The following is a 12,604-nucleotide window of genomic DNA, read 5'->3' as shown; positions in this document are numbered from 1 at the left end:
TTTGCCCTTCTTCGTGCCTTCGTGTGCTTCGTGGTGAAACAAACAACCGGATCGAGGTCAGGTCTTGCGGTTCTGTTTCCAGCGGGGTTTGGCGAGGCCGGGGATGCGCACCAGTTCGGTGCCGGTGAGCCAGTCGTGCAGCATCCAGCGCCGCGGGTGGAACTGCGACAGGCCGATCGCGAACAGCGCCGCCGCGGTAACCACGGTAACGGCGACCGCGCCGTATTCGCGCACCGCCCAGATGGCCATCAGGATCACCAGCCACTGGGCGACCGCAACCAGATAGCGCAGCGTCGCCTGCCAGGCATTGACGGCGTGCCCGCCCTCGGTGCGCAGCTGGATGTTCCAGGCCTGCATGCCGAGCGTCTGCCCGGTGCGCGTCCAGAACCAGTAGAAGAACCCCCAGGCCACGATCAGGTTGAGCACGAAATGGGCGCGGGGCGAGTACAGCCCGGTGGTGTTGCCGAGGATGACCACCAGCAGGCCGAGGACCATCCAGATCGCCACCAGCAGCAGGGCGTCGTAGACGATGGCGGCCAGGCGGCGCAGCAGGCTGGAGGGCTGGCCGTCGATGGACGAGGCGGCGGTTTCGGTCATGGGCGTTCCGGGTGGTTCTGGATTTGGCCGCGGGTGCGGAGTGGGCGTAGTCTTGCCGCATGGAGCGACGCTTTCAACGTATCCCCCTGGAATTTCCGGCTACCCTGCTCACCGATGGCGGGGGCGGCCCGGTCCGGGTGGAGGATATCTCCCTGAAGGGCGTGCTGCTGGAGGGCGCGGATCTTCCCGCGATGGCCGATGGCGACGAGGTCAGTGTCGACATCCCGCTCAGCGAGGAGGCGCGGATCACCTTCGAGGGCCGGGTGCGCTGGCACGAGGGCCTGTGGCTGGGCGTGGAGATCGAGGCCATGCCGCTGGAATCCGCCTCCCACCTGCGCCGTCTGGTCGAGCTCAACCTCGGTGACGAGGCCCTGCTGGAGCGCGAATTCGCCGCGCTGATCCAGGCCGACTGACTCGGCCTCAGGGGGTCGGAAAGATCTCTCGGAACGGCAGGACCTCCACCCAGTCACCCGCACGGGCCCCGGCGGATTCGCGTGGCAGGACGACGTAGGCGTTGGCCTCGCTCATCGCGCGCAACTGATGTGAACCCTGGCCGCCGGCGGCGCGCACCACCCAGCCGCGTTCGTCGGTCTCCAGCACCGCGCGCTGGAAATCCTTGCGCCCGGGGGTCTTGTGGAGGTCTTCCAGCAGGCGTGCGTTCAGGGTCTGCGGTGCGGTCGCTGCGCGCCCGGCCAGCTGCTGCAGGGCCGGGCGCACCAGCAGGGCGAAGGTGGTCATTACGGCCACCGGATTGCCCGGCAGACCGAAGAAGTGGGCCTGGCCGAAATGCCCGAAGGCCAGGGGGCGCCCGGGCTTGATGGCCAGCTTCCAGAAGCCGACCTGGCCGGAGGCCTGCAGCACGCGGGTCACATGGTCGGCATCGCCGACCGAGACCCCCCCGGTGGTGATGATCACGTCGGCCGTTGCCCCGGCACGCGTCAGGGCCTCGCGTACCGCATCCTCGGTGTCGCGGATCACGCCGTAGTCCTGCACCTCGACCGGGTAGGCCGCGAGCAGCGCCCTCAGGGTGTGGCGGTTGCTGTCATGGATCTGCCCCGGGCCCAGTGGCTGATCCACGGGCACCAGTTCGTCCCCGGTCGAGAAGAAGGCCACGCGCGGCCGGCGCAGTACCTTCACCCGGGCAATGCCCTGGCTCGCCAGCACCCCGATCTCGGCGGCGCCCAGGGTTGTCCCGGCGGCATACAGCGGGGTCCCGGCGGCGGTGTCGCCACCCGGGCCGCGGATGTTGTGGCCCGTGGCGAGGTCGCCGTTGTGCAGAAGGATGGTGGCGTCGTCCCGTTCCACCTGCTCCTGCATCACGACCAGTTCGGCCCCGTCCGGGACCACCGCGCCAGTCAGGATGCGCACGCACTGGCCCGGTTGCAGTTCGCCATCCCAGGGGTGCCCGGCCGCCGAGGTGCCCATCAGCGCCAGGCGCGCACCCTTGGCGGCGTCCGTCGCGCGCAGGGCGTAGCCATCCATCGCGGAGACCGCGGCCGGCGGCACGTCGATGCGCGCGGCCAGGGGTTCCGCCAGGGTCCGCCCGAGGGCCTGCTCCAGCGCCACTGTCTCCTGTTCCTCGAGGCTCTGGCAGGCTTCCAGGATCGCGGTACGGGCCTGTTCCAGGGTCTTGGCGTTGGGATCGAACTCGTCGCAGCCGGGGGCAGCCTCGGGCATGGGGGTCTCCGGGTCAGGGGTGGATGTCCAGGTAGTCGATGACGAAGGCCGCCACTGCGTCGGGGTCATTCACCGGCAGCAGCGGGCCGTCGAAGTCCAGTGTGGCGGCATCGGTGGCGACCGCGACCACGCCGGGGATCTCGCGGTACAGCGGGGCCTTGCCCACCGACGGTCGATGCACCTCGATCTTGGGCAGGTCCCATTGCTTGAAACCCTCGACCAGGATCAGGTCGGAGCGGCGCGGGTCCAGGCGCGCGCAGAGCATGTCCAGGTCCGGCACGCGGCCATCGTCGGTCTCCGGGGTCTCCACCATCAGGGCGTAGCGCCGACCGGAGGCCACCAGCATCTGGTCGGCGCCGGCATGGCGCAGCTCATGGCTGTCCTTGCCCGGCTTGTCCACGTCGAACTCGTGGTGGGCATGCTTGATCATCGCCGGACGCAGGCCGCGGGCTCGCAGGGCCGGGATCACGCCCTTCAGCAGAGTGGTCTTGCCGCTGCCGCTCCAGGCGGCGAAGCCGATGCGCGGGAGGTTGGAGGTGGACTGGATCATGGTGGCCTGCCTGCGTTAAGCGCGTCCGAGTATAGCGAGATCCGGCCGGGGCGCGAGGGGCGTTCAGCCCATCAGGTCCCCGGGGGTGTTGATGTTGGCGAATGCCTCCGGCTGATCGGAGAAGTCCACCGTGATCGCGCCGATCTCGTGAAACCAGCGTCCCACCGCCAGCGAACCATGCGCGAGATCCGCTTGCAGGCGCGGCGCCACCGTCGGCCCGAGGAGGGCAAACAGCGGCTGCAGGCGGTTGCCGTCGTGGGCAATGGCGGCCGGCGCCGGGTGGGCCTCCAGGGCCTGGCGCAGGCGGTACTCCAGGTCCAGGGGCAGCGCGGGTGCGTCCACCGGCGCGCACAGGATCGCGTGGTCGGGGAAGGCCGCGAAGGCCGCGGCGATCCCGGCCAGCGGGCCGCGATAATCGGCGTGGGAATCGGTCAGGACGGGAAACCCCAGCGCTTGATAACGGTCGATATCAGTATTGCTGCTGATGGCCAGGCGCGGCGCCTGGGGGCGCAGGCGCGCGATGGCGTGTTCGATCAGGGGGCGGCCCCGATACTCGACCCAGCCCTTGTTGCGCCCGCCCATGCGCCGGCCCTGACCGCCGGCCAGGATCACGGCGGCGAGATTCTCGGGCGGGGTCTGCTTTGCCTGCGGGTCCATGCGGGTCCATGCGGGTCCATGCGGGTCTGAGGGTTCGGCGCTGGTCCGGCCTTTGGTTTATCGTGGTGGGCGAGTCGGCTGTCGCGTGTGCGCACGCAGTGTACGACGAATCCACCCTGACGGGAGAGGAAGCCCATGCGGGTTTCATTTGGACGCAAGGCAGGAGCGGGCGGAGGGCGCCGCTGGCGCCACCTGCTGTGGCTGACCCTCCTGGTGCTCGGGGCCGGCTGGCTGGCCGCCTCGAGCCTGGCCCAGACCGCGGATCGCCACGGCCTGTTGCTGACGGTGAATGACGCGATCGGCCCGGCCACCGGCGACTACATCCGCCGGGGGATCGAGCGGGCCGAGGCCGAGGACGCCGAGATCCTGGTCCTGATGCTGGATACCCCGGGCGGTCTGGATTCCAGCATGCGCAGCATCATCAAGAACATCCTGCAATCGGATGTGCCGGTGGTCACGTATGTCCACCCGGCGGGTTCCCGCGCGGCCAGCGCCGGCACCTACATGCTTTACGGGTCGCATGTCTCGGCCATGACCCCGGCCACCAATCTGGGATCGGCCACCCCGGTGCAGATGGGCGGCGGCGGGCTCCCGGGCATGGACCCGCCGGAGCCGGACGAGGACGCGCGCGACGATACGGAAACCGACGAGGCCAATGGCGAGGCGCGCGACGACGAAACCGACGCGGCGGATGAGCCTGCGGATGAGAATGGAGCCGCCAACGGCGAGGTCGAACCCGCCAGCGAGGAGGAACTGCTGGAGGACGACCCGGCCCCGCGCCGCGGCGGCGACGCGATGGAGCGCAAGGTGCTGGAGGACGCGGTGTCCTATATCCGCGGCCTGGCGGAACGCTACGGACGCAATGCCGACTGGGCGGAGGAGACCGTACGCGAGGGCTCTAACCTGACCGCGACCGCCGCGCTGGAGCAGAACGTCATCGACTTCGTGGCGGACAACCTGAGCGACCTGCTCGCCCAGATCGACGGGCATACCGTGCGCATGCACGACGGCGAGCGCACGCTGGCGACCGAAGGGCTGGAGATCGTGCGCATGGATCCGGACTGGCGTACCCAGTTGCTGTCCGTGATCACCAACCCAAACATCGCCTATATCCTGATGCTGCTGGGGATCTACGGCATTATCTTCGAACTGGCCAACCCGGGCGCGATCTACCCCGGCGTGATCGGTTCGATCGCGCTGATCCTGGCGTTCTTTGCGCTGCAGGTGATGCCGGTGAACTATGCGGGCCTGGCGCTGATGCTGCTGGGCATGATCTTCATGATTGCAGAGGCCTTCGTGCCCAGTTTCGGGGCGCTGGGCATAGGAGGCATCGTGGCATTCACAACCGGTTCCATCATCCTGTGGGACGACCCCAACCTGAACGTGGCCCTGCCACTGGTGATCGGCACGGCCATCGCCATCGCCATCCTGTCCGTCTGGGTGCTGGGACGGCTGTTCAGCCTGCGCGGCAAGAAGCCCGCCACCGGCTATGAAGAGATGATCGGGATGATCGGCGAGGCGCGCGAGGACTTCGATCGCAGCGGTCGGGTCTGGGTCCACAGCGAACAGTGGAACGCGGAGACCTCGGCACCGGTCCGCGAGGGACAGAAGGTGCGCGTGACCGCCATCGAAGGACTCAGGCTGCGGGTCGAACCCGTGACTGAAGAAGACACCCCGGGCACTGCCACGACCGGCTGACCGGTCGCCGCCGAGCCCATAACGCAGAAGGAGCAGGACATGAACGATCTCGGTTTCTTTGTCGTCCCGCTAGTCATCCTGGTCGCCATCATCGTGATGTCGATCAAGGTGCTGCGCGAGTACGAGCGCGGCGTCATCTTCTTCCTCGGCCGTTTTCAGTCGGTGAAGGGCCCGGGCCTGATCATCGTGATCCCGGGCATCCAGCAGATGGTGCGGATCGACCTGCGCATCATCACGCTCGACGTGCCCAGCCAGGACGTGATCTCGCAGGACAACGTGACGGTACGCGTGAACGCGGTGCTGTACTTCCGCGTGGTGGATTCCGCCAAGTCGGTGATCCAGGTGGAGGACTACTACGCCGCCACCAGCCAGCTCGCGCAGACCACGCTGCGCTCGGTGCTCGGCAAGCATGATCTGGACGAGATGCTCTCCGAGCGCGACAAGCTGAACAACGACATCCAGGAGATCCTCGATGCCCAGACCGACGCCTGGGGCATCAAGGTCACCAATGTCGAGATCAAGCATGTCGACCTGGACGACTCCATGATCCGCGCGATCGCGCGCCAGGCCGAGGCCGAGCGCGAACGCCGCGCCAAGGTCATCCACGCCGAGGGCGAACTGCAGGCGGCCGAAAAGCTGGTGCAGGCGGCGCAGCAGATGGAGGCCAGCCCCTCTTCGCTGCAACTGCGCTACATGCAGACGATGTCCGACATGTCGACCAACGGCAACGCCAACACCATCTTCTTCCCGCTGCCGCTGGAACTGACCAAGGTCTTCGAGAACCTGGCCGGCAAGTTCCGCGCGGAGAACCCGGACGCCCCGGGCAATGTCGGGAAACCTGGTGGCCAGTAACGCGTGAGCGTCGCCACGGCGGCATCTCCGGCCCTCGACCGCTTCCTGGACGAGCTCTGGGCGGTCGAGGGTCTGTCCGACCACACCCTGTCGGCCTACCGGCGCGATCTGGAGGGTCTGGCGCACTGGCTGGAACCCAGGGGGGCAAGCCTGGAATCCGCCCGTGCGGCCGATCTCCTGGGCTATGTCAGCGCCCGCATGCAGGCCGGGGCACGGCCGAAGTCCATCACCCGGGCACTGTCCAGCATCCGGCGTTTTTATCGCTATCTGGTCCACCAGGGCGAGCGCGAGGATGATCCGAGCGCCGGGATCGAGTCCCCCCGGGCCGGGCGCCCGTTGCCGGACAGCCTGTCCGAGGCCCAGGTGGAGGCCCTGCTGCGGGCCCCCGATATCGACGATGCGGTCGGGTTGCGGGATCGCGCGATGCTGGAACTGATGTATGCCACCGGACTGCGGGTCTCCGAACTGGTGGGGCTGGAGCAGTCGGAGGTGAACAGTCGGCAGGGCGTGGTGCGCATTACCGGCAAGGGCGACAAGGAACGCCTGATCCCACTGGGCGAGGAGGCGGCCCACTGGCTGGCTCGCTATCAGCGCGAGGCACGGCCGGACCTGATGGACGGTCACCCGCCCTGCGAGGCGGTGTTCGTCACCCGGCGTGGCGGCGGGCTCACGCGTCAGGCCTTCTGGTACCGCATCAAGGCTCACGCGCGCCGTGCCGGCATCGAGTCGCCGCTGTCGCCGCACACCCTGCGCCATGCATTTGCCACGCATCTGCTGGACCACGGGGCGGACCTGCGCGTGGTGCAGATGCTGCTGGGCCACAGCAGTCTGTCGACCACACAAATCTATACCCACGTCGCGCGCGCCCGCTTGCAGAGCCTGCATGCGGAACATCATCCCCGCGGCTGACGTCTATTACCGGACTCCGCCAGATGGCCCGGGGATACCCCCGCGAGGCTGGTAAACTGGCGCCGCTTTTTTGTACCGACACGAGAGAATCCATGTCCCTGAAACGCGCTCTTCCCCTTGCCGCGGCCCTGGCCGTCATCAGTACCCCGCTCATGGCCACCGAGGCCATCGAGGAATACATGGCCCGGGTCATCCCGGATACCGAGATCGACAGCATCCGCGAGACGCCGATGGAAGGTGTCTTTGAGGTCCGTTACGGCACCGATATCCTCTATGTCTCCGAGGACGGGCGCTATCTGATCCAGGGCAACATGGTCGACCTGGAGACCCGCGAAAACCTGACCCAGTCCGCGCTCAGCGGCGTGCGCGCGGACATGTTCGCCGCCATCGACGACAGCGAGCTGGTGACCTACTCGCCGAACGGAGAGACCCGGGGCGTGCTGAACATCTTCACCGATCCGAACTGCCCCTACTGCCGCGAGATCCATCAGGACCTGCCGGAGTATCTGTCGGCCGGGATCAAGGTGCGTTACCTGATGTTCCCGGTGCTGGGACGTGATTCCCCGGAGATCATGGACCGTATCTGGTGCGCGGAGGATCGCGAAGAGGCGATGGACCGGGCCAAGGAAGGCGACAAGCTGAACGATATCGACGGCAGCTGCGCCACGCCGCAGGATCAGCACATGGCCATGGGGCAGCAGCTGGGCCTGCGCGGCACCCCGGCGCTGATCACCGAGGGTGGCCAGCAGCTCTCCGGTTACCAGGAACCGCAGGCCGTGATCGAGCGCATCCTCGGCAGCAACTGATCCGGACGTCGACCGGGCCGCAGCCAGCGGCCCGGCTCGACCCACCCGGGAAGGGCCCCTTTGTGGGAGCGAGCCTGCTCGCGAATCCCCGCCCGCGCTTGCCCTGCACACCGTGGTTCCCGTCGCAGGTGCAGCTCGGATCGATGGTGGTTGATCAACGCCAATCGCCGAGGGGGCTCGGCTCCTACGGGGGGCTTGCCGCGTGCTGCAGGAGGCCAGCCCTCTGGCCGACGGGGCGACGTCGAAGTCTTAGCCGTCTGCAAGGATGCTGTGACGGCAATCGGAGCCCGGTCAGTACAGCAGCGAGGCCATCTGCCGGCGGAACTGACCGACCAGCGGGTGATCGTTGCCGAGGACCTCGAACGCGGCCAGCAGGCCCTTCTGGCCGGCCCCGTCGTTGTAGGAGCGGTGCTGTTTCATCAGTTGCAGGTACAGCCCCAGCGCCTCCTCGGCGCGGCCGGACAGCATCGCGTAGGCGGCCATCTGCTCCAGTGCCTCGGGGCGCGGATCGCCTTCCTGCAGCTCCTGTGCCAGCGCCTGCGGGTCGATGCCGGCGGCCGTCTTGGCGAATACCAGGCGGGCACGCAGGGCCTTCGCCTCTTCCTTTTCGCTCTGGTCCAGCGGGAGCTTGCCGAGCTCGGCCTCGGCGGCTTCCGGGTCGCCGGCTTGGGCGAGCGCGCGGGCCAGCTCGATGCGCAGGTCGCCGTTGTCCGGGTCCTCTTCCAGCGCCGCGCGCAGCGTGGCGAGGGCCGCGTCCGTGTCTCCGGCCTGGGCCTGTTCGCGGGCCTTCTCGATCAGCTTGTCGGAGGGCTTCTCCAGGTACTGGTCGATCATCGCGCGGATGTTCGGCTCCGGCTGCACGCCCATGAACTGGTCCACCGGCTTGCCGTGACGGAAGATCATCACCGTGGGCAGGCTGCGCACACCGTACTGCTGCGCCAGGGCCTGCTGCTCGTCGCTGTTGACCTTGGCCAGGCGGAACTTGCCGGCGTACTGCGCGGCCAGTTGCTGCAGCAGCGGCATCAGCTGCTGGCAGGGCCCGCACCAGGCGGCCCAGAAATCCACCACGACCGGGCGCTTGTGGGATTCGTCCAGAACGGCCTGCTGGAAATCCTCCTGGGTCACGTCGAGGATGTCGTTGCCAGTGATGCTCGCGGCTTCTTCCATCGGAAACCTCCTGTGAAGACGGGGATACGGAATCTGTCCTGCATTGTTGGGATCGGCCCCGGGATTGCAAGCAGCCTTTCCCCCGCGGGCTTTGGTACGCTGCGCACAGTCCGGGACGAGGGGACACGCCGGTAACGAAACCCGCCACCCTCGTCATCGCGAGGCGCGCAGCGCTGTGGCGATCCATGCGTGTGGCCCCGGCGCCGGCAGGCGCGGACGTCGGGGCTTGCGTTGAGGGGTCGCTTCGTCGCCTTCGGCTCCTCGCAATGACGGTGCATGATGGCCGAGGCGGTGCCCGGCGCGGGGCACGGTCCATATCAATAAAGGGGTTCCTGTGTGAGCTATTCCGCATCCGATATCGAGGTCCTCGAGGGGCTGGACCCGGTGCGCAAGCGCCCGGGCATGTATACCGACACCACTCGCCCGAACCACCTCGCCCAGGAGGTGATCGACAACTCGGTGGACGAGGCGATCAGCGGCCACGCGAAGCGGATCGACGTGATCCTGCACAAGGACGACTCGGTCTCCGTGTCGGATGACGGCCGCGGGATGCCGGTGGATCTGCACCCGCGGGAGAACCGCCCGGGCGTGGAGGTGATCCTGTCCACGCTGCATGCGGGCGGGAAGTTTTCCGACAAGAACTACCAGTTCTCCGGGGGGCTGCACGGGGTGGGCGTCTCGGTGGTCAATGCGCTGTCGCAGCAGCTCGAGGTGCAGATCAAGCGCGACGGGCGCGAGTACCGTATGGCCTTCGCCGGCGGCCACAAGACCCAGGACCTGGAGGCGGTGGGGGAGGTCGGCAAGCGCAATACCGGCACCACACTGCATTTCTGGCCGGACCCGCAGTACTTCGATTCGGCGAAGTTCTCGGTGCCGAAGCTCAAGCACATCCTGCGCGCCAAGGCCGTGCTGTGCCCGGGCCTGACGGTCACGTTCCGCGACGAGACCACCGGCGAGGCCTGCGAGTGGTGCTACCAGGCGGGGCTGCGCGACTATCTGGTGGAGGCCCTGGATGGCCTCGATCGTGTGCCGGAGGAGCCATTCATGGGCTCGGTCTCCGGGGCCACCGAGGCTGCCGACTGGGCCGTCACCTGGCTGCCGGAGGGCGGCGAGGTGGTCAGCGAAAGCTACGTAAACCTGATCCCGACGACTCAGGGTGGCACGCACGTGAACGGCCTGCGCACCGGTCTGACGGATGCCGTGCGCGAGTTCTGCGAGTTCCGCAGCCTGCTGCCGCGCGGGATCAAGCTGGCGCCGGAGGATGTCTGGGAGCGGGTCTCCAGCGTGCTGTCGTTCAAGATGCAGGACCCGCAGTTTGCCGGACAGACCAAGGAACGCCTGTCCTCGCGCCAGGCCGCGCCGTTTGTCTCCGGCGTGGTCAAGGATGCCTTCAGCCTGTGGCTGAACCAGCACCCGCAGCAGGGCGAGCGTATCGCCGAGCTGGCGATCCAGAACGCGCAGAAGCGCAGCCGTGCCGGGCGCAAGGTGGTGCGCAAGAAGGTCACTCAGGGGCCGACCCTGCCGGGCAAGCTGGCCGACTGCGCCAGCCAGGACCTGGAGCGCACCGAGCTGTTCCTGGTCGAGGGCGACTCGGCCGGCGGCTCCGCCAAGCAGGCGCGTGACCGCGACTTTCAGGCGATCATGCCGCTGCGTGGCAAGATCCTGAATGCCTGGGAGGTGGACCCGGACCAGGTGCTGGGTTCGCAGGAGATCCACGACATCTCCGTGGCCCTGGGCGTGGATCCGGGCCAGGCCAGCCTGGACGGGCTGCGCTACGGCAAGGTCTGCATCCTCGCGGATGCCGACTCCGACGGCGCGCACATCGCCACCCTCCTGTGCGCGCTGTTCCTGAAGCACTTCCGCCCGCTGGTAGAGCGCGGGCACGTCTACATCGCCATGCCGCCGCTTTATCGCGTGGATGTCGGCAAGCAGACCTTCTACGCCCTGGACGACGACGAGAAGGCCGGCGTGCTGGAGCGCATCGAGGCGGAGAAGATGAAGGGCAAGGTCTCCGTGACCCGCTTCAAGGGGCTGGGCGAGATGAACCCGCTGCAGCTGCGCGAGACCACCATGAACCCGGACACCCGGCGCCTGGTGCAGCTCACGCTGGACGCCGCCGACGACACCCAGCAACTGATGGACATGCTGCTCGGCAAGAAGCGCGCGGCGGAACGCCGCGCCTGGCTGGAAGGCAAGGGCCACCTGGCCGACGTCGCCGTCTGACGCCAGGCGCCCGGCCTCTCAGCTCAACGTCATCACGTACGAGCGCGTTCAGTGGGATGATGTTCAGTCCGGTGCGGATGGTGAATCTGTCGGGTGACGGGCCTCGACCAGAGTGCGGGTACGCTCGGCGATGTAGCGCGCGGGGTGGGCCAGAGCCTCGTCCAGGGTGATGCTGCCATCGCACAGGGCGCGGGCGTCGCTCAGGCCAAAGGCCGCCAGTTCGGCCGGGTCGCAGGCGATGGAGCCGGCCACCGCCACGACCGGCACCTGCTGCTCGCGGGCGCGGCGTACCACCTCGGCGACGACCTTGCCGTGCGAGGTCTGGCCATCGAGCTGGCCCTCGCCAGTGATGACCAGGTCGGCCTCCCGCAGCGCGGCATCCAGTCCGATCAGCTCGGCCAGGTAGCCGGCCCCCATGCGAGCGCGACCGCCGAGGACGCAGTCCAGCGCGAATCCAAGCCCGCCGGCGGCGCCGGCCCCCGGGGTGTCGACGGGCCGCTGCAACTGCCCCGCGGCCTCGATAGCGGCGGCCAGGCGCTCCATGTGGGCATCCATGGCCGGGATGTCCGCGGTCTTCAGGCCCTTTTGCGGCCCGAACACGGCCGCCGCGCCATGCGGCCCGGTCAGCGGGTTGTCGACGTCGTTCAGGACGGTGATGTCGACGCGGGCCAGGCGCGGGTCCAGTGTGTCGAAGTCCACCCGTTGTAGATCCGCGAGGCCCGCGGGGTGGGGCGGCAGGCGCTGCCCTTGCGCATCGAGGAAACGCACGCCCAGCGCGGCCAGCATGCCCGCGCCGCCGTCCACCGTGCCGCTGCCGCCGAGACCGATCAGCAGGTGTTCGGCGCCCGCGTCCAGGGCGGCCAGCATCAACTCGCCGACCCCGAAGCTGTGGAGCTGCCAGGGGTCGTGGCGATCGTCGGGGATCCGGTCCAGGCCGCAGGCGGAGGCGACATCGATCACCGCGCGCCGCTCGTGATGATCGCAGCCCCAGCCGGCGCTCAGGTGGGTGCCGGTGGGGCTGGTGACGTCGGACAGGTGCCAGGCCCAGCCGAGGGTATGGCTGACCAGACGGGCTGTGCCCTCGCCACCGTCGGCCATGGGCAGGGCGCGTATCCGGGCATCCGGGCGGGCCGCGTGCACGCCCCGGGCCATGGCGGCCGCCACGTCCTCGGCCTCGAGGCTTCCCTTGTAGCTGTCCGGGCAGACGACGACCCGGAGGTGACCAGGGGGACGCTGACTAATCGGCACGTTCGCGCTCGAGTCGACTCTGCGCGCTGACAAGGCGCGGTGAGTGAAGTGTAGCCGAGCTACATGAGCGAACTGCAACGCCGGCAGCGCGCAGAATCGGCCGAGCCCCTTCGGGGTTGGTGCCCCCTGTTCCCCGATGCTGCGTTGCGCCGCTTGCGGGTAGAACCACTACCCGCTGCACGACGCGCCTTGTCTCGGGAAACGGGGGGCACCAATGCGA

12 protein-coding genes are annotated in these 12,604 nt (G+C 68.3%); 6 read left to right on the top strand and 6 right to left on the bottom strand.

The window, feature by feature from the left end; all coding sequences use genetic code 11:
• Nucleotides 1-57 precede the first annotated feature (57 nt).
• Entirely contained in the window at nucleotides 58-597 is a 540-nt protein-coding gene (locus F793_RS0112005) for an RDD family protein (RefSeq protein WP_018865711.1), read from the bottom strand.
• 59 nt (nucleotides 598-656) lie between these two features.
• Between F793_RS0112005 and F793_RS0112000 the strand changes: the two genes are divergently transcribed.
• Nucleotides 657-1,010: a PilZ domain-containing protein gene (locus F793_RS0112000; protein WP_018865712.1), complete on the top strand. Its 354-nt coding sequence runs from the start codon at nucleotides 657-659 to the stop codon at nucleotides 1,008-1,010.
• A gap of 7 nt (nucleotides 1,011-1,017) precedes the next feature.
• On the opposite strand, the gene glp is transcribed toward F793_RS0112000, so the two are convergent.
• The 3 genes from glp to mobA all read right to left on the bottom strand — a co-directional run bounded on the left by glp (nucleotide 1,018) and on the right by mobA (nucleotide 3,481).
• On the bottom strand, nucleotides 1,018-2,274 hold the full coding sequence (gene glp, locus F793_RS0111995) for a gephyrin-like molybdotransferase Glp (RefSeq protein WP_018882764.1): 1,257 nt from the start codon (nucleotides 2,272-2,274) through the stop codon (nucleotides 1,018-1,020).
• 13 nt (nucleotides 2,275-2,287) lie between these two features.
• Complete coding sequence (mobB, locus tag F793_RS0111990) at nucleotides 2,288-2,824, bottom strand: molybdopterin-guanine dinucleotide biosynthesis protein B (protein WP_018876451.1); 537 nt, start codon at nucleotides 2,822-2,824, stop codon at nucleotides 2,288-2,290.
• Between the two features lie 63 nt (nucleotides 2,825-2,887).
• The gene (mobA, locus tag F793_RS0111985; RefSeq protein WP_018882765.1) at nucleotides 2,888-3,481 is read right to left on the bottom strand and encodes a molybdenum cofactor guanylyltransferase MobA; all 594 of its coding nucleotides are present in this window, start codon (nucleotides 3,479-3,481) and stop codon (nucleotides 2,888-2,890) included.
• Nucleotides 3,482-3,616: 135 nt separating this feature from the next.
• Between mobA and F793_RS0111980 the strand changes: the two genes are divergently transcribed.
• From F793_RS0111980 to F793_RS0111965, 4 genes are all read left to right on the top strand, one after another.
• The gene (locus F793_RS0111980) at nucleotides 3,617-5,179 is read left to right on the top strand and encodes a nodulation protein NfeD (RefSeq protein ID WP_018882766.1); all 1,563 of its coding nucleotides are present in this window, start codon (nucleotides 3,617-3,619) and stop codon (nucleotides 5,177-5,179) included.
• Between the two features lie 39 nt (nucleotides 5,180-5,218).
• Complete coding sequence (locus tag F793_RS0111975; protein WP_018878074.1) at nucleotides 5,219-6,031, top strand: slipin family protein; 813 nt, start codon at nucleotides 5,219-5,221, stop codon at nucleotides 6,029-6,031.
• Nucleotides 6,032-6,034: 3 nt separating this feature from the next.
• Nucleotides 6,035-6,940 (top strand): site-specific tyrosine recombinase XerD, encoded by a 906-nt coding sequence (xerD, locus tag F793_RS0111970; protein WP_018876448.1) that lies wholly within the window; start codon nucleotides 6,035-6,037, stop codon nucleotides 6,938-6,940.
• A gap of 92 nt (nucleotides 6,941-7,032) precedes the next feature.
• Nucleotides 7,033-7,746: a DsbC family protein gene (locus tag F793_RS0111965; protein ID WP_018876447.1), complete on the top strand. Its 714-nt coding sequence runs from the start codon at nucleotides 7,033-7,035 to the stop codon at nucleotides 7,744-7,746.
• Nucleotides 7,747-8,037: 291 nt separating this feature from the next.
• On the opposite strand, the gene trxA is transcribed toward F793_RS0111965, so the two are convergent.
• Complete coding sequence (gene trxA / locus F793_RS0111960; protein WP_018865720.1) at nucleotides 8,038-8,913, bottom strand: thioredoxin; 876 nt, start codon at nucleotides 8,911-8,913, stop codon at nucleotides 8,038-8,040.
• A gap of 336 nt (nucleotides 8,914-9,249) precedes the next feature.
• Between trxA and parE the strand changes: the two genes are divergently transcribed.
• Complete coding sequence (parE, locus tag F793_RS0111955) at nucleotides 9,250-11,136, top strand: DNA topoisomerase IV subunit B (RefSeq protein ID WP_018882767.1); 1,887 nt, start codon at nucleotides 9,250-9,252, stop codon at nucleotides 11,134-11,136.
• Nucleotides 11,137-11,199: 63 nt separating this feature from the next.
• On the opposite strand, the gene F793_RS0111950 is transcribed toward parE, so the two are convergent.
• Nucleotides 11,200-12,378 carry a glycerate kinase gene (locus F793_RS0111950; RefSeq protein WP_081618707.1) on the bottom strand — a complete coding sequence of 393 codons (1,179 nt, stop codon included), beginning with the start codon at nucleotides 12,376-12,378 and terminating at the stop codon, nucleotides 11,200-11,202.
• Between the last annotated feature and the right edge of the window lie 226 nt (nucleotides 12,379-12,604).

The sequence above is a fragment of the Thioalkalivibrio sp. ALE22 genome, from assembly GCF_000381445.1.
GTDB lineage: Bacteria > Pseudomonadota > Gammaproteobacteria > Ectothiorhodospirales > Ectothiorhodospiraceae > Thioalkalivibrio.
Note: the sequence above shows the minus strand (reverse complement) of the source record. Positions and strands in the feature narration are given on the sequence as shown.